General features: G+C 40.1%; 21 protein-coding genes. 13 read left to right on the top strand and 8 right to left on the bottom strand.

Annotation, left to right across the window (positions count from 1 at the left end; translation table 11 throughout):
- Positions 1 to 70: 70 nt before the first annotated feature.
- Both KO561_RS18765 and KO561_RS18760 read right to left on the bottom strand, forming a co-directional pair.
- Positions 71 to 367, bottom strand: a complete 297-nt coding sequence (locus tag KO561_RS18765) for a HesB/YadR/YfhF family protein (protein ID WP_231094836.1) — start codon at positions 365 to 367, stop codon at positions 71 to 73.
- Between the two features lie 121 nt (positions 368 to 488).
- Positions 489 to 2,852: an immune inhibitor A domain-containing protein gene (locus KO561_RS18760; RefSeq protein ID WP_408004829.1), complete on the bottom strand. Its 2,364-nt coding sequence runs from the start codon at positions 2,850 to 2,852 to the stop codon at positions 489 to 491.
- A 282-nt stretch (positions 2,853 to 3,134) separates the two neighbouring features.
- Here KO561_RS18760 and KO561_RS18755 point away from each other — a divergent pair, with 282 nt between their 5' ends.
- Entirely contained in the window at positions 3,135 to 4,844 is a 1,710-nt protein-coding gene (locus KO561_RS18755) for an ABC transporter ATP-binding protein (RefSeq protein ID WP_231094835.1), read from the top strand.
- 79 nt (positions 4,845 to 4,923) lie between these two features.
- Positions 4,924 to 5,469 (top strand): GNAT family N-acetyltransferase, encoded by a 546-nt coding sequence (locus KO561_RS18750; protein WP_231094834.1) that lies wholly within the window; start codon positions 4,924 to 4,926, stop codon positions 5,467 to 5,469.
- 647 nt (positions 5,470 to 6,116) lie between these two features.
- On the opposite strand, the gene KO561_RS18740 is transcribed toward KO561_RS18750, so the two are convergent.
- Both KO561_RS18740 and KO561_RS18735 read right to left on the bottom strand, forming a co-directional pair.
- Complete coding sequence (locus tag KO561_RS18740) at positions 6,117 to 6,437, bottom strand: MazG-like family protein (protein WP_231094833.1); 321 nt, start codon at positions 6,435 to 6,437, stop codon at positions 6,117 to 6,119.
- A 332-nt stretch (positions 6,438 to 6,769) separates the two neighbouring features.
- Complete coding sequence (locus KO561_RS18735) at positions 6,770 to 8,776, bottom strand: bifunctional diguanylate cyclase/phosphodiesterase (RefSeq protein WP_231094832.1); 2,007 nt, start codon at positions 8,774 to 8,776, stop codon at positions 6,770 to 6,772.
- Positions 8,777 to 9,022: 246 nt separating this feature from the next.
- Here KO561_RS18735 and KO561_RS18730 point away from each other — a divergent pair, with 246 nt between their 5' ends.
- The 9 genes from KO561_RS18730 to KO561_RS18690 all read left to right on the top strand — a co-directional run bounded on the left by KO561_RS18730 (position 9,023) and on the right by KO561_RS18690 (position 19,063).
- A complete protein-coding gene (locus KO561_RS18730) occupies positions 9,023 to 9,349 on the top strand; it encodes a MerR family transcriptional regulator (RefSeq protein ID WP_231094831.1) in 327 nt (108 codons plus the stop codon).
- Between the two features lie 123 nt (positions 9,350 to 9,472).
- Positions 9,473 to 11,143, top strand: a complete 1,671-nt coding sequence (locus KO561_RS18725) for a PucR family transcriptional regulator (protein WP_231094830.1) — start codon at positions 9,473 to 9,475, stop codon at positions 11,141 to 11,143.
- 118 nt (positions 11,144 to 11,261) lie between these two features.
- Positions 11,262 to 12,494 (top strand): IS91 family transposase, encoded by a 1,233-nt coding sequence (locus KO561_RS18720; RefSeq protein WP_231094829.1) that lies wholly within the window; start codon positions 11,262 to 11,264, stop codon positions 12,492 to 12,494.
- Positions 12,469 to 12,720 carry a hypothetical protein gene (locus tag KO561_RS18715; protein WP_231094047.1) on the top strand — a complete coding sequence of 84 codons (252 nt, stop codon included), beginning with the start codon at positions 12,469 to 12,471 and terminating at the stop codon, positions 12,718 to 12,720. Before KO561_RS18720 ends, KO561_RS18715 begins: the two co-directional genes overlap by 26 nt.
- 191 nt (positions 12,721 to 12,911) lie before the next feature.
- Positions 12,912 to 14,120, top strand: coding sequence for a M24 family metallopeptidase (locus KO561_RS18710; RefSeq protein ID WP_231094828.1), 1,209 nt, complete (start codon positions 12,912 to 12,914; stop codon positions 14,118 to 14,120).
- Between the two features lie 26 nt (positions 14,121 to 14,146).
- On the top strand, positions 14,147 to 15,340 hold the full coding sequence (locus tag KO561_RS18705; RefSeq protein ID WP_231094827.1) for a cystathionine gamma-synthase family protein: 1,194 nt from the start codon (positions 14,147 to 14,149) through the stop codon (positions 15,338 to 15,340).
- A 21-nt stretch (positions 15,341 to 15,361) separates the two neighbouring features.
- On the top strand, positions 15,362 to 16,537 hold the full coding sequence (locus KO561_RS18700) for a M20 metallopeptidase family protein (protein WP_231094826.1): 1,176 nt from the start codon (positions 15,362 to 15,364) through the stop codon (positions 16,535 to 16,537).
- A gap of 13 nt (positions 16,538 to 16,550) precedes the next feature.
- On the top strand, positions 16,551 to 17,618 hold the full coding sequence (locus KO561_RS18695; RefSeq protein WP_231094825.1) for a homoserine dehydrogenase: 1,068 nt from the start codon (positions 16,551 to 16,553) through the stop codon (positions 17,616 to 17,618).
- The gene (locus tag KO561_RS18690; RefSeq protein ID WP_231094824.1) at positions 17,618 to 19,063 is read left to right on the top strand and encodes an aldehyde dehydrogenase family protein; all 1,446 of its coding nucleotides are present in this window, start codon (positions 17,618 to 17,620) and stop codon (positions 19,061 to 19,063) included. Before KO561_RS18695 ends, KO561_RS18690 begins: the two co-directional genes overlap by 1 nt.
- Before the next feature lie 44 nt (positions 19,064 to 19,107).
- Here KO561_RS18690 and KO561_RS18685 read toward each other — a convergent pair whose 3' ends face one another.
- Positions 19,108 to 19,245 (bottom strand): hypothetical protein, encoded by a 138-nt coding sequence (locus KO561_RS18685; protein WP_231094823.1) that lies wholly within the window; start codon positions 19,243 to 19,245, stop codon positions 19,108 to 19,110.
- A 30-nt stretch (positions 19,246 to 19,275) separates the two neighbouring features.
- The gene (locus tag KO561_RS18680) at positions 19,276 to 19,446 is read right to left on the bottom strand and encodes a hypothetical protein (RefSeq protein WP_231094822.1); all 171 of its coding nucleotides are present in this window, start codon (positions 19,444 to 19,446) and stop codon (positions 19,276 to 19,278) included.
- A 634-nt stretch (positions 19,447 to 20,080) separates the two neighbouring features.
- Between KO561_RS18680 and KO561_RS18675 the strand changes: the two genes are divergently transcribed.
- Both KO561_RS18675 and KO561_RS18670 read left to right on the top strand, forming a co-directional pair.
- On the top strand, positions 20,081 to 20,329 hold the full coding sequence (locus KO561_RS18675; protein ID WP_331000868.1) for a 4a-hydroxytetrahydrobiopterin dehydratase: 249 nt from the start codon (positions 20,081 to 20,083) through the stop codon (positions 20,327 to 20,329).
- A gap of 136 nt (positions 20,330 to 20,465) precedes the next feature.
- Positions 20,466 to 21,287, top strand: coding sequence for a glycosyltransferase family 2 protein (locus KO561_RS18670; RefSeq protein WP_231094821.1), 822 nt, complete (start codon positions 20,466 to 20,468; stop codon positions 21,285 to 21,287).
- 37 nt (positions 21,288 to 21,324) lie between these two features.
- Here the strand turns inward: KO561_RS18670 and KO561_RS18665 are convergent, their stop codons facing one another.
- On the bottom strand, positions 21,325 to 22,815 hold the full coding sequence (locus tag KO561_RS18665; RefSeq protein ID WP_231094820.1) for an HD-GYP domain-containing protein: 1,491 nt from the start codon (positions 22,813 to 22,815) through the stop codon (positions 21,325 to 21,327).
- Between the two features lie 216 nt (positions 22,816 to 23,031).
- Positions 23,032 to 24,156 (bottom strand): RNA-guided endonuclease InsQ/TnpB family protein, encoded by a 1,125-nt coding sequence (locus KO561_RS18660; protein ID WP_231094819.1) that lies wholly within the window; start codon positions 24,154 to 24,156, stop codon positions 23,032 to 23,034.
- Positions 24,157 to 24,270 lie beyond the last annotated feature (114 nt).

Below are 24,270 nucleotides of genomic sequence, written 5' to 3'. Positions count from 1 at the left end.
AGAAGCAATGAGCTTCCCATTGAGATACTAAAAAAGAAGCTTGGATTAACTGATCCAAGCTTCTTTGCTATTAGGAAATTGGGTCCATCTGATATTCAATTTCGTCATATTTTCGTGAGTATTTGATGTGGAAGTCATGTTCCTTAAAATACCATGCATCGGATTTTTCGACATAGAAAGTAATACCGAGTTCTTCCGTTTGCATGGATACATCGTTAGGTGAGTCATTGGATATGGCTAATGAAAAACCAGAGTATATGCCGCCATTTCCCCCATAACGCACATAAAAACGGACGTAGTCGCCTTCTTCTAAATCCATTTCTCTTATATACCATTGGGCAGCTGGTTGTGTAATTGTCATACTCATAGTGCGTCCCTCCTGTAATGTTAATATACCAAAGATAGGGAGTAAAATACGAGCAAATAACTCTTGAAAAAACAAAAAAACAGCTACGGAGAATGAATCCGTAGCTGTCTCTACCTTAATCTTACTTTATGATTCTTACTCTTCCAACTGAACCATCCTTGCTTTCGCCTGTTACAACGAATTTTAATCCGTATTCTGGAACGTTTCTTCCAGCATCCACTAATTGTCGGTTGCTGTAATCAAGACGGTCATAGAATAATGGAATGCGTCTCGTATGGTTGTCTTTCAACGTTGTACCGTTAATATCTCGATAATCTAAGAACATTTTTTCAGACTTGTCTAAGCTGAAAGCTGCATCATTTAACTGATAGCGAGTGTCTGCCACTGTACCGTCGCTCCAGTAATTAGCTCTTTGGTCAGCATCTACAACTCCTAGGAAGCCTTCACCTGGGTGTACCCCAGTCCAGTTATTATCGTAGGAATTGTCCACATACCATACGAGTAACCCAGGACTATAGTTCATTAAGCTTGCTCCACGACGAATGTGTGCTAAACCAGCATCTACACCGTTGTGTGATCTCCACTCTAGTAAGTAATAATGTTCAGAGAAGAATTTACCTTCATCCTTAGCAAATCCATCTAGAGTAAAGGCAGATTCACTTTCTGCATCGTCTGAAAGAACGGTAGCTCCATCAGCTGTTACTGTAATATCATCTACATAGAATCCAGGAAGTGCCACATAAGGATCTGTCCAGTAGTTAAGCTCTAGTTCTACTGTTTGTCCAGCATATGCAGATAAGTCAAAGCTTGCTTCGACCCAACCATCAGATTTTCCGGTGATACCGAACCCAGGGTTTTGGTCATTCGGGTTCTCAGCTGTTGTAATATTTCCTTCAATTGTTTCACCATTAACTTTTACGGAAGCATAGTCCCAATCTGTTTCAATATCGTACCACGCTTGGAAGCTTAGGCTAGCTTCACTTACGTTTGTAAGGTCAACCGTTGTGGTCATGGAGTTATCAAGGTCATTACCACTTCCACTGAAGTACTCATATTGTCCACTTGTTGGCGTGTTTACACTGTTTTCTTTGTCAGGAAGGTTAATTCGAACGGCGTCATTATTCGTACCTTTCGTAGCACCTTCGTCTAATAAGAATGAAGTACCGTATTTTGAAATATCGTCTATGTTTATCGTTTCTCCAGATAACCAGTTACCACCATGAGCATTTTGTAAATATTCTTTCGCGTAAGGACTAAATCCAGTTGGCTCTGTTCCTGGAACATCTCCTGCCCAGCTACCACTTGACATGATAGACCAGTAAGCAACCGGTTCTCCAGCTCCTGTATAGTTTGTATCATACTCATCAGGAAGTCCTAAATCATGACCATACTCGTGAGCAAATACCCCAGCAGCTCCATCTTCTGGTTCAATGGTGTAATCATAGGCAGCAAGTTGTCCATTAAAACGATCACTATTAGAAGTTCCACCAGGGACTGCTACAAGTCCACCTAGGTTCCAACGGTGAGACCAAATGGCATCTCCAGCTAGTGATCCACCACCAGCTTCTTCCCCAACACCTGCGTGAATAACCATGAGGTGGTCGATGATACCATCTGGTTCATTATAAACGCCATCACCATCATAATCATCGCGATCCCATACGTCATATTCACTTAGGTCTACGTTCGGGTCTTGTCCTGCTTTTGTAAGTGCCTCATATACTAATTCGCGAGGTCTTATATCATTTCCGTCTGGAGCAGGATCGTTTCCACCGTAGTAAGCAGCTGGATGATCTGCTGTGTACCAGCCAGCAACTGTACCTTCAACGGTGTAACTACCACCTGACTGTTGATCATAATATTGCTTCATGGAAATGAGATTTTCCCCATTGGGACCTTCATATCCATTTTCCCCAAAGATCATGTTTTGGAAATGCTCGAGAGGATAATCCTCATAGAACATGTCTGTTTCCTCTTCTGTGATGGAGCCTTTTGCGTAGTCCGGGAAGTCAATAGCAAGTACGAGAACTTTATCCTTACGTACTTCCCCGTTGTATGTTTCCTCTTCAACTGGATCGACTCTTAACCAATCATAGATTCGCTTGTACTTACCATGTTTTAGTTTTTCTTTTTCCTTTGTTTTTTCCTTTTCAGGAGCATCATCTAATTCTTTTGCTTCAGGAAGCTTATCCTTCTTGCTACTAGGTGCTTTTGCCTTTGCCTTTAAGTATTCATCTAAAGCAGCTTGCGCTTCAGTAGGGCTTGCATCCTCTGCTAGCTTCCCTTCTTCTTTCAACATTTCGATGAGCTTCTCATCATTGGCGATTCCTAAATCAACCTGAGATCCGGAATACGCTTTTGTTGATACTTCCTTTAATGCTTCGTGTGCACTCACTTGTTGGGCTGGAGTTAACAATCCAACTGATAATGAGCCCAGACCTAATACAGCGGCCATTGCGGTTGCTGCAATTTTGTTCTTCTTCAAATGAACTCCCCCCTATTTTTTATTACAGGGAAATAAATTCTCTAAAAAATGGGAAGATTCCTTTTTATTTGAAAAAAACTGATATATAGGACTAGCGAATGATATTGCAATAGGTATATATCCCTGATCGTTTGTCAAATTCCGACTTTGCTTGTAGGAATTTGAGTAGGTCAAAAGAACTATTTTTAGGATAAAATAAAAGAAATGGAATAGGCAGATTACCTTGCTATATCCTTCGTTTAGGCATATAATCCGTATAGATTAGATGAAGGAGTGCACCAAGTGATTAGACGATTTTTTTCTTATTACAAACCTCACCGAACCTTATTTCTCATAGACTTTACGTGTGCTATTATTGTAGCTGTTTTAGAACTTGCTTTTCCACTAGCAGTACAGTGGTTTGTGGATGAACTGTTACCTGGAAATGATTGGAGTGCGATAACAGCAGTAAGTATTGGACTCCTATCTCTTTATGTTATAAGTACGTTCCTACAATACATAGTGAATTACTGGGGACATAAGCTTGGTATCAACATTGAAACTGACATGCGACGTCAATTGTTCCAGCATGTTCAAAAGCAATCGTTTCGATTTTTTGATAATACAAAAACGGGTCATATTATGAGCCGAATTACGAATGATCTCTTCGATATTGGAGAGCTCGCTCACCATGGACCGGAGGACTTTTTTATTGCCATTATGACGTTTGTCGGTGCATTTTGGATTATGCTTACGGTCAATGTGCAGCTAGCATTAGTGACCTTGTTTATTGTACCGTTCCTCGTCTGGCTCATTGTCTTTAGTAATCTTCGAATGAACGTTGCGTGGAAAAACATGTATAAGGAAATTGCGGATGTAAACGCCAGGGTAGAAGATAGTGTATCTGGTGTAAGAGTCGTACAATCTTTCACGAACGAACAACATGAAATTTCTCGTTTTAACAAAGACAATGATAATTTTAAATTCGCTAAACTAAGCTCCTATAAAGTGATGTCATTCAGTTCCTCGGGCATTTATATGCTAACGAGGTTGATTACTTTAGTTGTATTAGTGTATGGCGCGTGGCTAAGCTTTCATGGAAATCTGACTTACGGAGAATTGGTAGGTTTTGTTCTCTATGTGAATGTTCTGTTCAAACCAATTGATAAAATTAGTGCGCTGATGGAGCTTTATCCGAAAGGGATGGCAGGCTTCAAACGCTTTACCCAATTATTAGATGTAGAGCCTGAAGTGGAGAACCGCAAAGGAGCAAAACAGATTGACAAGTTGGAAGGGAACATAGGCTTCCGTGATGTCCGATTTGGTTATGAAAAAGACAAGCCTGTATTAAAAGGCATCAATCTATCTATTAACGCAGGAGAAACAGTGGCATTCGTTGGGCCATCTGGAGCCGGTAAAACAACGATTTGTTCGTTGATCCCAAGGTTCTATGACGTAGATGAAGGGTCGATAACCATCGATGGTCTAGACATTCGAGATGTGACGAAGGAATCGCTACGATCTCAAATTGGTATTGTGCAGCAGGATGTTTTCCTATTTACAGGTACACTAAAAGAAAACATTGCCTACGGATTACTAGATGCCACGGATGAGCAAATTGAAGAAGCAGCAAAACGAGCTCACCTCGGGGCATTCATTGAGTCATTACCATTAGGATATGAAACTTCAGTAGGAGAACGTGGTTTAAAGCTATCAGGGGGTCAAAAACAACGAATTGCTATCGCAAGGATGTTCCTAAAGAATCCGCCAATACTAATTCTAGACGAAGCAACATCTGCATTAGATACGGAAACGGAGCAAATTATACAACAAGCATTGCAGGAATTAGCTAAGGATCGAACGACGTTAGTAATTGCCCACCGATTAGCGACGATTCGAAATGCCGATCGTATTATGGTAGTAACAGATAAAGGGATCGAAGAAGAAGGAACTCATGAAGAGCTTGTGAATCAAAATGGGATTTTTGCGAAGCTTCATAAAATACAATATTAATAACAATGGAGATGATTTTTGTAGAGGTACAAAGGTCATCTTCTTTTTCTCATAGAACGAGGAAGGAGTGCGGAAATACATGTTTCTAAACAAACAAGAATTAGAAGTGAACGGGCTCTCTTATACGATTCGTTCGGCGGTGCCAAGTGATGCGGAGAAATTGTCCGTGGTAAGGCTACAGATCGATGGAGAGACTGAAAATATGGACAGAGAACGTGGAGAAGCATTCATCGATGGCCCAGCTTTCGAGAAGATTATTGAAGCAGATACCGAACATCCAAAACATCTATTTCTAGTTGCGGAGGCTCAAGGTCGTATCGTTGGATTCTCAAGATGTGAAGGTACAGACTTAATACGTTTTTCTCATAAGGTAGAATTTGGTGTAGGTGTTTTAAGGGAGTTTTGGGGGCATGGCGTAGGCAAAAACCTGTTAAAAGAATCTTTAAACTGGGCAGACGATAACGGCATTGAAAAAGTAACATTAAACGTTCTGGAAACGAATGAACATGCATTATCCTTGTACAAGCGTCTTGGATTTGAAGTAGAAGGCGTTCTGAAAAAGGATCGGATGCTTTCGGACGGCAAGTACTATAACACGGTTGTCATGGGAAGATTTCAAGAGTGAAGTCATAAAAATTTTATTAATTCCTCGCAGTTTATATAAATCGAGACGTAACTCGTTACTAAAAGAAACATTAACTTAGTAATGTTCGATATGAGTACGATGTTGATATACGCTGCCGGAGCGTGGCACTTAGTAAAAACTTAACTTATTTGGGGTAATCGGGAAATAGTGCGGAAAGAGGGTTAAAAAGTACCCTCTTCTATTGCTTTAATCAGTGTGGAAAAATCAGCACCATAAATATCTTCATACACCCATTCATGACCAGTTTGTGACCAATTTGGGAATTAATCAGGTAACATTTTCCGAAAGTAACTTCAACTTCTTTGAATTTCTTTTTCTTTTTAACTTTACGATAGCCTTGAGTAAACAAAATCTTTGTTTGAAGGGCTTCAAAAGAATAACCACGACCAACATGGTTCATTGTCCTGATTAAACGATTCAGGGATTCCGTATAAGCGTTTGTAATCGGAGTATAGGTTTGCGACAGTACCACATTTTGGACAATAGGAGGGTGGAGGAGATGCCACTTCTACCAAGAACCGATAGTCGTCCTCACACTCCCTTATATCAATAATCTTAAAGTTTTTTAGATTAAGCATATTGTTTATTATTTTTTCTTTCCTTTGTTATTTCTGGTAAAAATAATATTATTCATGAGAGTAACGCTTTGAGAGTTTCTCTTTATGAGAATTAAACACTTCTTCTAAAGAAATATTATATTTATTGGCGATTACAATAACGTTACCTAACACATCTCCCAATTCTTCTACCAAATCCTTTCTATTGTTCATAAATGAATCTGTTACTTCGTCTGGCCTATCCCTCCCAATCTCAAGAGCTCTTATGGCTCGTGCTACTTCCCCAGTTTCTTCTGCTAAAAATCCAATACGAATGAAAATGTCTAATTCAGACCAGCCTCTATTTTCATAATAATCATTTACCCATTTTTGAAATTCAGTTACACCCATTTATTACCACTCCTTAAATTTCATTACCATAAAGTTTAACAAATCATCAAGACCTTTGTATAATATGATCGTTGAAATCGTTAGGGGGACGGTCATAATAAAAAGCATAGCTGTATTTTATGGTTCCAGTGTTGGAGCATCTAATGTGTATATAGAAAATGCCAAAGGGTTCATTAAAGATATCTTCACTTGGAAAGTTTTCCACACGATAATCCGAATACCCCTTATTTGTTGATTATCCCAAAATCGTTACGTAGCAATTTATAACCATTGTCAAAATCAACAATCTTTTTGAAAACAGCCTAAAAAGACCCTATCAACCATCGATAGGGTCATTTTTTACTTTGTTTCAAGAATTGCTCCATAATTTCTACCGGTGGAACTGGTTTACCAAAATAGTAGCCTTGCATAACAGAACATCCATTTGAATGAAGGAATTCTATTTGTTCTAGCTCTTCGACTCCCTCTGCGACGATCTGCATGTTCAAGTTTTTTGCAATAGTAATGATATTCGTTATAATGGCTCGCTTTGTAGCAAGATTGCTATTACGTACAAAAGACTGATCAATTTTTAACGTATGAATAGGCATCTCGTCTAAGCTACCTAAAGAGGAATATCCGGTACCAAAGTCATCTAAGGAAACCTGTAAACCGAGCTCTTGTAATTGATGGAGCTGCTGTACTGTATTCTCTACATCATTCATTGCAATCGATTCTGTTATTTCAAGTTCTAAATATTTACCTTCCAATTGCGTCTCATTCAAAGCCGCAAGAACGGAGTGAAACAAGGATTGACTTTCAAAAACGCGGACAGACATGTTGACGGATATCGGGATAAATAATTCATACTCTCGTTGCCAGCTTTTATTTTGCGAACAAACATCCTTAAGCAACCAATGTGTAATCGGCACGATCAAACCAGTTTCTTCTGCAATTGGAATAAATTCACCAGGTGAAACGGTTCCTAAAGCAGGATGCTCCCAGCGAAGTAATGCTTCCATCCCAACCATTTTATTCTGACCATAATCCCACTTCGGTTGGTACACAATGCGAAACTCATCTTGTGCTAATGCTTTTCGTAAATCCTTTTCCAGTCCAAGTCGACGTTGCTGCTCTCTACCCATGGTTTCGTTATAGATGGAAAATTTATTCTTTCCGAGTCCTTTAGAGTGATACATGGCCGTGTCAGCGGCTTTCATTAGCTCCACGCGGTCCTTGCTATGTTGTGGAGCGAAGCTGATTCCGATACTAACTGTCACGTACAAAACGTTTCCATCTATATAGCAAGGTTTTTTTATTTCTTCAAGGATTGTTTCTGCAAGCTCTATCGTATCTGTTTTTGAATTATTTGTAGAAGCGATGAGGAATTCATCTCCACCTAAACGGAAAATCTGCTCATTGGAACTGACCGCATTTTTTAACCGTTGTGCTATTTCTTTTAATAACAAGTCACCGACATCATGTCCAAGGGTATCATTAATCGATTTAAATCGATCTAAGTCTAAGAAAAAGATGGTTCCTTCTACTTTCTCTGTGAATTTCTCCTGAAAATACTGATTTAACCAATATCGGTTTGGTAGCTCTGTTAAAGAGTCATTAAACGCCATCCTCTCGAGTAACCGTCTATCAACATAAATAGCCATCCAAGAAGCACTAAGCATAAAAATAGTAGCAACCGATACACTCCAGAGTAAAAACATTTGGTTTTCCGTGTTGACCGCCATATGGGCTCCGGTATATGTCATGGTGGAAGCAGCCATCCCGGTATAGTGCATGCCGCATATTGCAACTCCCATGATTAAGGAACAAATAATTTTCCAACGACTAATACTGGGTTCAAAGCGAAAACGTCGGAATAAATAAAGGGCCGCAAAGGAAGCAATTAACGCAATAATGACCGAAACAGTGAAAAGGAGTGGGTCATAAGAGATCTGGATTTCGTTATGCATGGCGGCCATTCCACTATAATGCATAATAACAATCCCAACACCCATCGCTAATCCACCGATCACCGTTCGCCACATCTTTTCTCCTGATGTGGCTGTGAGATGAAATGCAATAAACGAAGCAATGATACTTGCGAGTGCAGACAAAGCTGTAATCATAGGATCGTAGGAAATAGGCATATGCATTTCCATGGCTAGCATCCCGACGAAATGCATGGACCAAACACCAAGCCCCATAACAAAAGAGCCTGTAATGTGCCAGGCGAGACGGCTTTTCCCTTCCGAACGTGTGATTTTTCCAGCTAAATTCAAAGCGGAAAAAGATGCCAAAACGGCGATGAAAAAGGATAACGCGACAATCCATAAGTTGTATTGCATATCTAGGTGATTCATCTATTGGTTCCCTCATTATTCTAGTAGTTTAGTCATCTAATTATAGACGATGGAGGGGGTATTTAGAAAGATAATTATTTTAATTTAAAAGTGTCTATTCTTGGTAATAGAATCAATCAGTTGTAAATGTTCTTTACATGCTTAAGCCTTTTTTACGGAAGAGTTTGTTAGATTATCTGACAATTCAATAGGATTATAAGTGGATCCCCTGTATAATTCTATTAACTGAGAATCGGTGGTGAAAAAATGACAAAGGATTTCTCTTATAAAGAGCGGAAAGTAATCACGATTGGAGTAGTTAGTGAGCTTACAGGTCTCTCCGAACGACAGATTCGGTACTATGAGGAAAGGAAATTAATTTTTCCGGAGCGATCTCCGAAAGGGAATCGAAAATATTCCTTTGCAGATGTAGAGCAATTAATCGATATAGCGAATAAAAGAGAAGAAGGCGTACAGACATATGAAATTAGACAGGACATGATCAAACGAAAACGCATAGAGGACGAGAAAGCAATTCGCAAGGAAATGCGACGTGGTCAAATCAACGCGCGCTTTGGCATACAGAAAGAATAAGATTCATAGATTCACAGTAGTATTGCAATGCCCAAGCTGTGTATGAGAAACTAAAAGAAAAGGAAACAAATCTTACATGGATTGTTCAATAGGATGAATCATCGAAGAAGTCGAGGTGAGTCTATGGGTTTAACTGTTGAAGAGATTGTAGAACTACCTATTCTTCGTAAAGCAAAAATTAAATCAGGGAAACAGCATATAAAGGAAAAGCCAATTGAATGGATATCCGTTATCGAGGTGCCTGTAGAAAACTTTGTTCGAAAGAATGAATTTGTTTTAAGTACAGGTATAGGTTGTGAAAATAACCCTTCCTTGTTAGAGGAATTTGTAAAGGATGTTATTCGATCTGGTGCATCTGTTTTGGCATTTGCTACTGGGAGATATATTTTTGATATTCCGGATTCTGTTATGGAATATGCAGAAAATCATGATTTTATTATCATTGATATCCCTTGGGAGATACGATTCGGAGACATTTTGCATACGGTCCTTCAACAAATAAATGAAGATAAGGTAGAAGAAAAGCAGAAAGCAGATGAAGTGCGGGAAGAATTAATTAATTGTGTTCTCCATGATAAGGGGCTTCCAGACATCGCGCAATGCTTGTATCGCCACATTCAAATGCCACTAGCCATTATGGATTATGCAGGTGCCGTTCGCTATAATGAACAGATTGACACGGAAGTGTTAGTAAGCTCTCAGTCCTCTTTGGATTCCAATGTAGAGAAAAAGTCATCCTCTCATCCAGTCATCCAGGAACATCCACTTTACTACTACCTAGAAGAATTCAGCGTGGAGCAACAGGTTTTTTTCCGCCTGTTCATCATGAACAATAGTAAAAAACAAGGGAATATTCTCATTCAACCGAAGGGATTCCAACAATTAAGCTGGTTTGTCATGACGGTATTAGAGCACACGCTTACTGCCTGCGCCTTGTATTTTGTGAAAGAAAACGCGATTGAAAGCACGGAGATTCGGTTAAAGGATAACTTTGTATTACGCTTAGCAAAGCAAGATATGGAAATGACAGCAGACCTCCTTTCCAAAGGGGAGTTATTAGGCTATGATTTGACGCTGCCATACATTTGTTTAGTAGGATCACCTAGCTACCAACAAGAAAATAGATCTTCTAAAGACAATCCTCCAACATCCTCTCTACAAAGCATGAACTACTACCTACAAAAAGAAATTATGAATGCAAGCCAATTATTACAGCGTAAAACCCTTACTACCTTTGATGAAGGCGAAGTTATTACCTATCTAGAAGCCGAATCAGATGCTTCCATGGAAATAGCTAATCAATTTCTAGACATTATTGAAAGACGATTATCTGAACAGTTGCCGGGGATTGAGTTGTCTTGGGGTATTGCGGCACCCAAAGATGGAACGCAGACCTTTTCAGTCAGCTTTGATGAGGCTAGAACAGCTCTAGACATTGGAAAACAGCAATATGGTTCAGGAGAAAGAACCTTTTACAACCACACGAAAATAAACCGGCTTCTAAAGGCGCTTTCTCACAAGAAGGAAATATCAGATATTGTGAAGGAAACCATACAGCCATTACTAGACTATGACCAAAAAAGAAATACGGATTTAATTCATACGTTTATGATTTACAATAAATATAAAGGAAATGTTAGTCAGGCAGCACGAGCTATGAATCTGCATCGACAATCCTTACTTCACCGCCTTCGAAATATCGAGTCACTCACCCAGCTGTCGCTAATGGATTCAGATCATTTGTTTCTATTAGAGCTAAGTGTACGACTATGGACGTTGAAGAAAATCGAATAGGCTTTTTTCGAGAGTGGGACCTCACCCACTCTTTTTTGTTGTCTAGGAAATTATAAAAGTCGTTAGTTGTGGATAACTTTATGCTAAAATTTTATTATCTTTTATTGAGGAGAAGAAGATGAGTAAAGGTTCTGGAGTTGTTAAACAAATATTAAAAGATCACTTTGCAGGTTTTTGGGAATTACATTCTACTCGTTTTCCCGAGTCTTATCGTAGTCATATTAAAGAAACAGTGAAAAAGACAATTAGATGCGGTACTACTGATTTAGGTTATGCTCGATATGAATGTCTAGGATGTGAAGGAAATCCTATGCCTAAATTTGTTTGTTTCACTTGTAAAAGTAGGCTATGTCATCGATGCGGTAAAAAATACACCGATGATTGGTCAGACAAACAACAGGAAATGATCTTCAATGTAACTCATCGTCATATGGTATTCACCATCCCTCAAGAGATAAGAAAAGTATTTTATGATGATCGTAAAAAGCTTAATGAATTGAGTAAACAAGTCTCGGAAGTTTTCCAATACCATAACTATCAAAAAAGTACAAAGCGAGGATTCCGTTCAGGAATCATTACAGTAATACACACATTTGGTAGAGATTTAAAGTTTAACCCACATATACATGCATTAGTTACGGAAGGTGCACTAGATAACAATAATGAATGGGTGAACAATGGTTATATTCCATATGACTATTTGAGAAAGTCATGGCAGAAAGTAGTATTAGATTTATTAAAAAAATGGTTTCCTAATAATCAAAAAATAAACCTTATAAATGAGTTATATCAAAGATATCCGAAAGGTTTTTATGTTAATGCTGAGAAGAAAATGACAAATGCGAAAGCAGTGGCTAAATATATTGGAAGATACTTAGCTCGTCCAGCTATTGCAGAATATCGAATAGAAGAGTACGACGGTAAGAGTGTTCATTACTGGTATGAAGACCATAAGACAGGTAAACGAGTGGATAAGAGAATTCCTGTGTATAGATTCATATTTGAAATACTTCAACACGTTCCACCAAAACATTTTAGAATGGTAGGAAGATTTGGGTTGTATAGTAGAAGGTCTCATCATAAGGCACAACAAATATTAAGTTTGCATGCATTTATGAGAACGAAACAGATAGAATTACTTTTAGAGAAAAAACGTAAAAAGAAAACCTATCGACAACGTATGATTGAATCCTTTGAAAAGGATCCATTTGAATGTCCACATTGCCATCGACAGATGGAGCTTGTGGGAATATGGCATTCTGATTACGGTTGGTTATATCACTATATGGAGGATATAGAGATGGAAAGAAGGAGGAAATACGGAATTGGCAAACCAAAAAAGGCAGGATAATCCATCAGAAGAATTAGATAAATGGTTGGAAGAAGAGGATCCATTTGGATTAAACGAAGAGATAAAGACTGTTCAATTCAAGTGTCTAGATTGTAACGACACTGATGAAGTACCTGAGTACATCATCGGTGAATTTAGCGTAGACAAAAATAATGGTGAGGAAGTTGAATTACATTGTCCTCACTGTAATGGCACTATGATTGAAGCGAGAAAAAATCCCAAGTAAATAATTCTACTTGGGACGTAACTTAGTCGCGTTAGCGATTTTGTTCTTGCTCAAGAATGCTCTGTACAAATGTGTATAAGAAAACATTCGAAAAGTTCATACAATTTGAACATTACGAAATGTATCCTTCTTTAATATGATGAAAGTAAGGAGTTAAAGAAACCTTAGAGAGCGAGAGAGGGGGATACTGCATGTTGCCATTTGATATTTTGGAGTACCAAAACCGGATGAAACAAACAAAGCAAAAAATGGCAGAAAGATCAATTGATGTCCTCTTAATTACGGATCCTGCCAATATGTACTATTTATCTGGATACGACGCTTGGTCCTTTTATGTCCACCAGATGCTGATCATTATCATTGATGAACCACAGCCTTTATGGATTGGTAGATACATGGACGCCAATGGAGCGAAAGCGACCACGTGGATTTACGATGAGAATGTCATTGCATACCCAGATGAATATGTGCATTCCTCTATCCATCATCCTATGGAATTCATTGCAGAGATATTAGAGCAAATAGGGCAAGGAAATCGACGAATTGGGGTGGAGATGGATCATTATTACTTTACAGCAAAAGCATATGAGCGACTAACGAGTAGTTTACCTAATGCCACCTTTGTGAACGGAGATCTTCTCGTTAATCAAGTGAGAATGATTAAATCAGATCAAGAAATTGAATATATGAAAGGTGCCGCAAAGATAGCGGAAAACGCCATGTACCAAGGGGTGAACAGTATATACAAAGGAGCGCGGGAATGTGATGTGGCTGCACAAATATCTTATCATACCATAGCTGGTACGGAACGGTTCGGCGGTGACTATCCCTCCATTGTTCCGATGCTTCCTTCTGGAGAGCGAACAGGAATGCCGCATTTAACCTGGTCGGAGAGAACATTTATGGAAGGAGATTCCGTCATTGTAGAATTGGCTGGTTGTTACAAAAGGTACCACGTTCCTTTAGCAAGAACCGTAAACTTAGGTCCAGCTTCCGAGAAATTAAATCATATTGCCCCCATCGTACTGGAAGGCATTGAAAAGGTGCTAGATGCAACTAAACCAGGTATCACATGTGCAGAAATGGAGGAAATCTGGCGAAATAGTATCAAAAAATACGGGTTTGAGAAGGAAGCTAGATTAGGCTATTCCGTCGGATTGAACTACCCACCGGATTGGGGGGAGCACACTGCAAGTATTCGAAAGGATGACCATACGGTCTTACTCCCAAACATGACGTTCCACTTCATCCCCGCCTTATGGTTTGACCATTATGGGATTGAAATAAGTGAAACCATCCGCGTAACAGAAACTGGATGTGAGACATTCACCAATTTTCCAAGAGAGTTAATGATACGAGATGGCTTCGCCACACCAAGTCATGATGGGAAGATAAGTTAGTTTACACTTTGAGGGAGGAATTTTTTATGAAAAAACCTAACGTTTCTACACAAGCGATTTGGGCAGGGGAAAAGGACTCTTTAGCTTTCGGTGCCACACAGGTGCCTGTCGTGCACAGCGTTTCATTTGGCTATGACGACATGGACGAATGGTATGATGTAGCGACTGGAAAAAAAGATGGACATATTTATGGCCGCAACACAAATCCAACCGTGCAAGCATTCGAACAAAAGGTGAAAACGTTAGAGGGTGCAGAAGCGGCGACGAGCTTTTCAACAGGAATGGCTGCCATTAGTAACACGTTAGGAACGTACCTATACCCAGGCGATCGAGTTGTTTCAATCAAAGATACGTACGGTGGAACGAACAAAATTTTCACAGAGTTCCTACCGAAGCAGGAAATAGAAGTCGTGTTATGTGATACGGGCGATCATGAGGCTATTGAACAAGAGGTCGCCAAGGGCTGTAAGGTGCTTTATCTAGAAAGTCCAACTAATCCGACGGTAAAAATTACCGACATTGAACGTATGGCAACGGCGGGGAAGAAAGTAGGAGCCATTGTAGTGGTTGATAACACTTTTGCAACACCAGTTAATCAGACTCCATTAGACTTAGGAGCCGACCTTGTTATTCATAGTGCGACGAAGTTTCTAGGTGGTCATGCAGATGCGCTAGGTGGAGTTGTTTGTGGATCTGAAGAACTTGTTTCTCCCATCTATCACTACCGTGAGATTAATGGTGCGACGTTAGATCCAATGGCTGCCTATCTGCTATTAAGAGGGATGAAAACCTTGAAGCTTCGCGTGGATAAACAATCGGAAAATGCATTGGCTGTAGCAAAGTACCTTCAAACTGTAGGTATAGTAGAAGATGTATTTTATCCAGGTCTCCCTGATCACCCGGGTCATGACATCGCGAAGGAACAAATGAAAAACTTTGGCGGAATGTTAAGCTTTGCGGTAAAAGGTGGGGTCGAAACAGTAAGACACCTATTGCCGAAATTAAAGTATGCGAATCGGGCTGCCAACCTAGGCTCTGTGGAAACGGTCGTTGGACCATCTAGAACGACGAGCCACGTGGAATGTACTCCGGAAGAACGTGCAGCAATGGGAATCCCAGAAGGATTAATTCGCTATTCTGCTGGTATCGAAGACATGGAAGATCTTATAGCAGACCTGGAGCAAGCCTTTCAGTCCTTACCAGCGCATGTGACAAATTGATTAGAAAGGATGGGGGTCCTTTTGCTACAGGAAGCAAACGCTATAAAAGATAAACTAATAGAGTGGAGACGGCACCTTCATCAATATCCAGAGTTAAGCTTTCAAGAAAAAAATACGAGTACTTACATCGTAGCCATATTAGAGGATTTAGAAGTCTTTCATTTGGAAACTGGGATCGGTGGATGCGGTGTCATTGCATCCATCAAAGGAAATGGTGGCCCAACAATAGGGGTTAGAGCGGACATGGATGCTCTCCCTATCCAAGAATCAACAAGTCTATCTTTCCGCTCGAAACACTCAGGTATTATGCATGCCTGTGGACATGATGCCCATACGACCATGCTACTCGGTGTTGCCCATCTATTAGCAACATACAAGAAAGAAGGGCGTTTGCAGGGCAATGTAAAGCTCGTTTTTCAACCCGCTGAGGAAACGGCAGATGAGGATGGTCGAACGGGTGCACCACATATCATTGAATCTGACAAACTAGCAGATGTAGAAGCTATGATTGCTTTACATGTTTGTCCGTGGAGAAAAATTGGAGAGCTGCAGCTTCATAGTGGCATAAGTATGGCAAGTGTAGACAATTATCGAATGGTTATTGAAGGAAAGGGAGGGCACGGAGGTTATCCTCATCAAACAAAAGATCCGATATGGATGAGTAGTTTTATCCTTCAAGCGATTTACGGTCTCATCAGTAGAAAAGTAAATCCACTCCAGGTCGGAACGATTAGTGTAGGAGAAATAAAAGGGGGATCTTCCACCAATGTTATACCAGATAAGGTTATCATAACTGGTACGATACGTGCTTATGAGCAAGAAGTTCGGCATCAACTAAGAGAAGAGCTTTATGAAATATCAAGAATGGCAGCGTCGCTTGGAGGATCGGCATCGTTAGAAATGGAAATAGGGGAACCCGCCCTTCATAACGATAAAAAGATGGTGCAGTATATGAAACTTGCCGCTCAAAAGCTAGAACCTTCCTTCAAGATTTATGAGGAACCCTATGGAATGGGGGGAGAAGATTTTAGTCATTATACAGAGAAAATCCCTGGTGCGATGGCTTTTATTGGTTCAAGTCCTGAGGGTTATCAATACGACCTTCATACAAGTGATTTTCAAATAGATGAACGTGTACTTCCAATGGGAGTTGGATTCCTTTTGGAAACGATAGAGCAGTGGTGGAAAAATCAATAACGGGGGGATATAAATGACAATGAAAATTGCGTTTATAGGTTTCGGGGGAGTTGGTCAGGCGCTAGCAGAACTCCTCCATACACGGAGACAGCATCTATTAGAAACGTATGGATTAGACACACAGGTTGTAGCCGTTTCTGATGTAATGAAAGGAGCTGTGTACCATCCAGAAGGGTTAGATATACCAACACTATTAAGAGAGGTTAGGGAAAACGGGTCCGTAACGGAATATCCAGACCACACTGGTTTGATTAAGGGTTGGGATAGTATTCAGACCATAGAACAATCGAATGCAGATATGATTGTCGAAGTTACCTTCACCGATGTAGAAACGGGGCAACCTGCCATTGATCATTGCAAATGTGCGTTTACGAATAAAAAGAGTGTCGTAACAACAAACAAAGGCCCCGTCGCACTAGCTTACCGTGAATTGGCTCAATTAGCTGAGGAAAATCAAGTCTACTGGGGATTTGAAGGAACGGTAATGAGTGGTACCCCTGCATTAAGAATGCCACTCGCAAGCTTAGCAGGGAATGAAATAACCGAAATACGCGGGATTTTAAACGGAACGACTAATTATATGCTGACGGAGATGGAAAAAGGAAGCGCCTATCAAGATGCTTTGGAAAAAGCTCAAAGCTTAGGCTATGCAGAAGCAGATCCTACTAGTGACGTAGAGGGATATGATGTTCGTTATAAGACAGCCATCCTCGCAAACTACGTCATGGGTTATCCTTTAGCTTCGCGTGATATTCCTTGTAAAGGAATATCGGGATTAACCCAAGACGACATAAAGGAAGCGAAAGCATCAAATAAAAGATGGAAGCTCCTAGCACGGGTGAAAAAAGAAGGGGACCAAGTAACAGCTAGTGTTCAACCAGAACTTATCGATCAGGATGATTCTTTAGCAGGAATAACAGGTCCGACGAACGCTATTGTGTATGACTGTGATATGGCTGGAGAAATTATGTTAACAGGAGCGGGAGCAGGTCTCATCGAAACAGGTTACTCTTTACTCATCGACATCATCGATTTTCACCGAACGAAAACTCCGATAGTGGCACATGAGGAGGATGCTTAATGCAAACTAAAATACGCTCTGAAAAAATGTTGCTTGCCGGAGAGTGGATGCGCGGAGAAAAGACATTTGATGTATATGACCCACAGGACAATCAAGTCATCGCAAAAGTGCCTAAAGCTACGAAAGAAAACATGTTGGATGCCATTGAAAAAGCGCAAGATGCATTTGAAGAGCATACAAATTGGCCGACCCATGAAAGGATTCGTGTATTGAAGGATGCTGCTGCTTATATGGAAGCACATTCGGAAAAGTACGCCCAAACGATAGCCAGTGAAGGAAGTAAGACAATTAGAGAAGCTCGGGGGGAAGTAAGAAGAGCCATTCAAACGATCCAGATTAGTAGTGAAGAGGCTAGAAGGTTAAGTGGGGAAACCATCCAGTTTGATCAAAATCCAGGAAGCGAAAATCGAGTGGGCTACAGCTACCGATTTCCCATTGGAGTAATAGGTGCGATCACTCCCTTTAACGATCCACTAAATCTCGTAGCCCACAAAGTCGGCCCAGCAATAGCTGCAGGTAATGCCGTTGTTGTGAAACCAGCCTCTGTAACACCACTAAGTGCACTCTTGTTAGCGGAGGCCTTTATGGAAGCAGGCCTTCCTAAGGGGCTCCTTTCGGTCGTTACAGGTTCAGGTGCTGAAATAGGAGATCCTTTAATTACACATCCGGATGTAAAAATGGTTTCTTTTACAGGCGGACTGGATGCCGGCAAGTCGATTGCCAACAAGACAGGAATAAAGAAAATGAACATGGAGCTTGGTTCAAATTCTCCAGTCATTGTGATGGATGATGCAGATCTCTCTTTAGCTGTCGATGCTTGTGTATCCGGAGCCTTCTCCGCAGTGGGACAAAATTGTATCGGCGTTCAACGAATTTACGTACAAGAAGACGCATATGAAAGCTTCTTATCTGCCTTCATTGACCTAACCTCTCAACTAGTGGTAGGTGATAAGCTGGATGAATTTACAGACATGGGGCCAATGATTCAGGAGAAGGAAGCAAAACGGGTAGAATCATGGGTGGCAGAGGCAATCCTAGATGGTGCACATCTCGAATACGGTGGTAAACGTCATGGAGCATTTTATGAACCTACGATACTCACGAATGTTCCACCTACAAGTAAAGTGGCGAGAGAAGAAGTTTTTGGGCCAGTTGTCATCGTAGATAAAATAAAAAGCTTGCCAGAAGCGGTTGAGAAGTCTAATAAAGTCAACTACGGTTTACAAGCTGGCATATTTACCAGTAACTTAGATTACGCCCATTATGCCATTCAATATTTGCAAGTAGGCGGAGTGATGGTGAACGACAGCAGCGATTATCGAATTGATTTCATGCCATTTGGAGGCATAAAAGGTTCCGGATTAGGGCGTGAAGGAGTAAAAGATTCTATCGAAGCGATGACGGAGCCGAAGGTAGTGTGTTTTCGATTAAAAGGATTGGCGTAACAGGAAGAAGCGTATTGGCTGGGCAATACGCTTCTTTACTACGGTTAGCTATTTTGCACATCCCTTAATAACTCATAGGCTTTATCGCCCGCAATCCCTGCATACTGCTCCCACATCTCATCCCGAAGTAAATCGAGCTCTACAATTTTCTTGGCGAGTTGGACAGCCTGCTTGTCATCCATTGTTTCCATCTCTCCTTAAGTAAAATAGGATTACACTTTTTTAGCTTTTTCTCTTTTTCTAAAAACCTTATATTCTGCTAAAAGCTCAGAAGATGTTTTGCTATGGACAGAAGAATCACTATGATCATAGAATCCTTCACTTTTCATTTTGTCGATGAGGAACTGTTTGTGCTGCTCAACAGCTTTTCTTAGATAGGGCATTTATATTCTCTCCTTATCGTTTTAATCATTGTATAAGATACCAACAGTGTTTGCTTGGATTCGGATAGATTATCTAACATAGTTTTTTCCACATCTTTTAACCCCTAAACCTGTTTTCGTTTTTCTAACACAATCTGACAAAATCTTTTATAATGAATAAAAGGAGTGGATCTTGTTGGCGCGTTTAACAGAAGAACAGATTCGTAGCGAGTTAGAAAGATTATTAAGATGGAGTTTAATAGATGAAAAATGGATTAAGCGTAGATTTCTCTTTAAGAGGTTGTTCAAAAAAGTCCGGTAAAAATGACACGGCGATTTTCTTCGTTAGCTTGCTTTTCAAAAAAACAGTGCACCTGCGTCTTCTAGAATTACAAGGAAGTAAAATTCCTCGGTGCAAGGTAGCAAGGAAGTTACTTCGCAGAAGTGGTCTTGCTCACGTATCTAAAAGGGAAGTGGATCTTCTGCTAAAGTCGTGCACGTCCTGGGACTGCGGTTACTCGCCCCACCGAAAACATTTGTGCACAACGCAGAAGTCAGCACATCCTGTGCAAGTCCGCTCCTTGAAAAAGGAAAGCACTTTTTCTGCGTGCGGTGATCATGCTTCCGAAGCAACGAGCTTGTCCTCAAAGCTGCGCTGCCTCGAACTTCTTGGTCCTTTTCATCCTCCTTTTTGAACACGTACTTTAAAGACTATTTGTCTGGTATTGAGTTTGTTCGGCAGGTTGCGCATTATTCGGAAGATATCAATCATCATCCTTTCATTTCCATCGACTATAAAGCTGTAACAATAAAGCTATCATCATGGAATGCAAGAGGACTCATGGACTTAGATATAACGATGGCCAAACAGTTTGAAGACTTTTACAACGAGATTCAAAAGTGAAAGATGTCGAAATATTTCCCTGGAAATAAAAATATGTAAGACCTACAAAAGAATTGGTGTTTTTTTCTTCCGTTTGTAAGGTTATTCATTAGGAAGTTTAATATGACAGTGTAGGTATAGAAAAGAGGTTTTATACATGGTAGAACCAGTTGTTTCAGTAATTATTCCTACCTTTAATCGAGTACACGCGCTTGCGGAATTAATGGAGGCTCTTTCGAGTCAGACATTCAAGTATTTTGAGATTGTTATTGTAAATGATGCGGGGGAAGATGTCACTGATGTGCAAGAGTTATATCCGGAGTTACCGATTACAATCATTAATTTACCCGGGAATCGTGGACATGTGTATGCACGCAATGTTGGGGTAGGTCATGCTAGAGGGGAATTCATTTTATTAATAGATGATGATGACTTGATTGTGAGTACGCATATGGAGACGATGCTACAAGAGGTAGGAGGGTTCGAACTAGTGTTTTCTGATGTGGAGATTGTGGATTATGAGTTAGAGAATGGTACAAGAAAGGTGATATCTCGTTTTCCGTTTGCTTACAATTGGGACCGACAAGCGATGAGAACATTCTCTACCTTCGTTCCTTCAGGGACTTTATATCGAAAGGAAATTCATTCCGTTATCGGGAATTTTGATGAAGAGATGAAGCATTATTGGGATTGGGACTTTTTCTTGCGAGTGGAAGCTCAGTTTAGGGTGAAAAAAGTGCCGATTGCAGGTGTACTCTATGAATTCTCGCAAACAGGAAATAATGCTTCTAAAAACCAAGCATCCATGCGGATTCATTTAGATCGATTATCGCTTAAACACCATTTAGGAGAACTCCCTACGAAAAATTTTTTCTTGTTGCTAGAAGAGCCAGAGCTGCTTGCAAGGAAGTCGGACACGAAGATTGTTTGGGATGGACAACCATTTGTATCTCGAATGGACCGCAAAGAAACCGTGTAAAAGGCGATGGTATAGGATTAACCTATATCACCGCCTTTTATAGTTTTTCTTTTCCAGTCATATGCTCAATAAATAATTGGGCGTAATAAGGATCCCATTGGGTTCCTTTTCCTTCTTCTAATATAGACAATGCTTTCTCCACAGTCATCCCTTTTCGATATGGACGATCTGTGGTCATGGCATCAAAAGCATCGGCAACTGCCATGATTCTACCGAACTTTGGAATATTCTCGCCTGCAAGTCCACTAGGGTACCCTTTCCCATCATAGCGCTCATGGTGGTGTTTTACGCCAGGAATCAGTTCCACCATAGCTTCCTTCGGCTTCACTTCCTCTAAAATTTGTGCCCCAATCACAGGATGGAGTTTTATTTCTGCAAACTCTTCATCTGTAAGCCTTCCATCCTTTTGTAAAACTTGGTCTCGAACCCCGATTTTTCCAATATCGTGTAAGAGTGCAGATTTTCTTAAGAGATTTAATTCGTCTTCTGGCAGTTTGGCACATTCTCCAATCATCGTCGTATAACCAGCTACGCGAATAGAATGACCAGCAGTATAATGATCTCTTGCATCTAGAGTCGCTGCAAACACGGTGAAGAAGCTTTCCAATAGTTGCGTATTCTGCATATTCTTTTCCTTAATAGAGGTAGACATGTGATTAAATCCAGAGATAAGATTCGTAAATTCATCCGAATAATATCCATCTAACATATCTAAATTTCCAGATTGTACTTTTTTCATGCCGTTTTGGATCTCGTGTAAGGGCTGTTCTATTTCTTTTGTTAAAAGAATAGCTAAAAAGATAGCCAAGGCGAATACGATGACGATAATAACCCCTGCCCAGCTCCAATATTGAGCTGTAATGTTGGCATCAATCTCTAAAAGGCGTATTTGTGTAGCTAAGCTGAACAATAACACGGGAAAAATCGCAATAAAGAGAGTACTCATAATAAACTTGTTCCGTATCGTTAATAACACTTTATCTTGTAATGAGAGATTCGTGCTGTGTAGAATTTGAGCTCTTTGCTTAAGATCTTTAAGAACTGGTTTTATCGCCTGTGATGTGAAGAAAAATTCAATAATGGCATGGGTAATGGCGATAAGTCCTCCCCCTAGAAACGCAAAAATAATGTAGTAAGAAGGAATATTCAAAATGTCCCAATAAATAAAAAGCCCAGCTAAACCAGAAGCGGGTATAGCTAGTCCAAAATAATGTGGGATTAAAATACGCTTAACGGTAAGAAACGGTAATTCTTGCGTGCGCTGATAGGCACGTTCCAACTCTTCTAATGATGCTTGTTGATTAGGGAGAATCCTTTTAATGGGTTTTATATGATAGGAAAACACTAAGTATTCACTTATGAACATGACTGGGAAAGAACAAGCGATAATGAGTGCAAACCAAATACGATCATCCGTGTCCACATTAATCGTCTGAAAAATGAAGGTACTTCCAATCACGATGACAGCTATAAGAGAGCCTAGGATATAGTTGCGAATGAGTATTCTTTGAAAGGAACGGTAATCCATTGCTGTACAGGACCTACTTTCACTCTTGTCTAATTGTTTTCTAAATAGTATCACAAAAATTGATAAACGAATGTCAATTACTCCAACTAAATCATAGATTTTGATGGAGCTTGTGACTACCCGATAGTACCAACGCTCTTCGAGCTCCTATCTCTTTTCGCTGCTAAACTGCTACAGCGTGGTGTCACATCGTGGGCATATTGACAAATACCCTATCTATCCAGCTTGCTGGGTAGATCCTCTAAGGTACTGACTTCCCTTATGATAGAGATTCATCGCAGCAACGCGATCATCATTAGAACGATATTCGCACCTTTTACAACAGAAGGTGTGGATCTTTTTATGGCGGTTTGTTTTATCGCGATGACTGCATTTCGGACAAGTTTGAGACGTGTAGGCTGGATCGACAAACAGAACCTCCGATTGATTCATAAAAGACTTGTATTCTAAGAAGTTACTAAACTGGCCAAAAGACCAGGATACGGATACGTATCGATTATTTTTACGAACCTTTTCAGTTGCTGTTCTTACGCCAGAAAGATCTTCTAAAACAAACAGTGTATTCGGACCATATTGACTAACGAGTGCCTTGGTGATGCAGTGGTTTACATCTGTCATCCAACGGTTTTCTCGTTGACCAATTTTTGATAGTCTTCTTCTTGCTGAGGCTGTTTGTTTCTGTTGCAGCTGCTTGCGTACCATTTTATAGTGGCTACGCTTTTGTTTAATTTGCTTGCCACTAAAGAAGGTCGTCTTTCCATTTTGATCATAAACGGTCGCTACGAAATTAATACCTAGATCAATTCCGACAATGTTGTCTATCTTTTCACTTCCTTCGAACACTTTGTTCATCGGAATGTGTAAAAAGAATTTGCCCTTTTTCGTGACCAGTTTAGCCGTACCAAATTTCCATTCTCCGTCGAAGAAATGTTCCATTCCCTTCGTTTCGAAGGGGACAGAGATTCTTCCTTTCAATGTGTTTACGGAGAATACTGCTTTTTTGAGAGAATAATCCCGATTCCACACTAAATCATACTCCGGCTTCTTAAACATAGCCTTCGTATTCGTAACGCCATTTGATTTCATTGATTTGTACTTGGCACAAACGGTTTTGTTCACGCTATTAGCCATTTGAGAACGGAGACCGAACTTACTTCTCATAGGATGATACGTATGTTTGTGTAGCTGGATATTCGAGAAAATTTTCTTATTGAAAGCTTCGCTGGAGGCATAGTTCAACGCTTCTCTCACTGCACGAATCGTGTCAAGGAGAAGTTCTTTCTCTTTTTCAGTTGGTAAGATTTTTATTTTTGCCGTGATCGTAATGGTTTTTCCGGGCATCTTTTTACACCTCCTATTATTAATAGTATATAATACGAACAAGTGTTTTTGAAGGGGTTAGAGCACCAATTCCTCCCGCAACTAAATCGTAGATTTAGATTGGGGTCTCCTTGG

It is taken from the genome of Radiobacillus kanasensis (assembly GCF_021049245.1).
GTDB lineage: Bacteria > Bacillota > Bacilli > Bacillales > Amphibacillaceae > Radiobacillus > Radiobacillus kanasensis.
Note: the sequence above shows the minus strand (reverse complement) of the source record. Positions and strands in the feature narration are given on the sequence as shown.

What these genes read in the sequence shown, in the direction of transcription:
- KO561_RS18765 (WP_231094836.1), bottom strand. Translation starts at nt 367, where the DNA reads ATGAGTATGACAATTACACAACCAGCTGCCCAATGGTATATAAGAGAA.
- KO561_RS18750 (WP_231094834.1), top strand. Translation starts at nt 4,924, where the DNA reads ATGTTTCTAAACAAACAAGAATTAGAAGTGAACGGGCTCTCTTATACG.
- KO561_RS18740 (WP_231094833.1), bottom strand. Translation starts at nt 6,437, where the DNA reads ATGGGTGTAACTGAATTTCAAAAATGGGTAAATGATTATTATGAAAAT.
- KO561_RS18735 (WP_231094832.1), bottom strand. Translation starts at nt 8,776, where the DNA reads ATGAATCACCTAGATATGCAATACAACTTATGGATTGTCGCGTTATCC.
- KO561_RS18730 (WP_231094831.1), top strand. Translation starts at nt 9,023, where the DNA reads ATGACAAAGGATTTCTCTTATAAAGAGCGGAAAGTAATCACGATTGGA.
- KO561_RS18725 (WP_231094830.1), top strand. Translation starts at nt 9,473, where the DNA reads ATGGGTTTAACTGTTGAAGAGATTGTAGAACTACCTATTCTTCGTAAA.
- KO561_RS18720 (WP_231094829.1), top strand. Translation starts at nt 11,262, where the DNA reads ATGAGTAAAGGTTCTGGAGTTGTTAAACAAATATTAAAAGATCACTTT.
- KO561_RS18710 (WP_231094828.1), top strand. Translation starts at nt 12,912, where the DNA reads ATGTTGCCATTTGATATTTTGGAGTACCAAAACCGGATGAAACAAACA.
- KO561_RS18705 (WP_231094827.1), top strand. Translation starts at nt 14,147, where the DNA reads ATGAAAAAACCTAACGTTTCTACACAAGCGATTTGGGCAGGGGAAAAG.
- KO561_RS18695 (WP_231094825.1), top strand. Translation starts at nt 16,551, where the DNA reads ATGACAATGAAAATTGCGTTTATAGGTTTCGGGGGAGTTGGTCAGGCG.
- KO561_RS18690 (WP_231094824.1), top strand. Translation starts at nt 17,618, where the DNA reads ATGCAAACTAAAATACGCTCTGAAAAAATGTTGCTTGCCGGAGAGTGG.
- KO561_RS18685 (WP_231094823.1), bottom strand. Translation starts at nt 19,245, where the DNA reads ATGGATGACAAGCAGGCTGTCCAACTCGCCAAGAAAATTGTAGAGCTC.
- KO561_RS18680 (WP_231094822.1), bottom strand. Translation starts at nt 19,446, where the DNA reads ATGCCCTATCTAAGAAAAGCTGTTGAGCAGCACAAACAGTTCCTCATC.
- KO561_RS18670 (WP_231094821.1), top strand. Translation starts at nt 20,466, where the DNA reads ATGGTAGAACCAGTTGTTTCAGTAATTATTCCTACCTTTAATCGAGTA.
- KO561_RS18665 (WP_231094820.1), bottom strand. Translation starts at nt 22,815, where the DNA reads ATGGATTACCGTTCCTTTCAAAGAATACTCATTCGCAACTATATCCTA.
- KO561_RS18660 (WP_231094819.1), bottom strand. Translation starts at nt 24,156, where the DNA reads ATGCCCGGAAAAACCATTACGATCACGGCAAAAATAAAAATCTTACCA.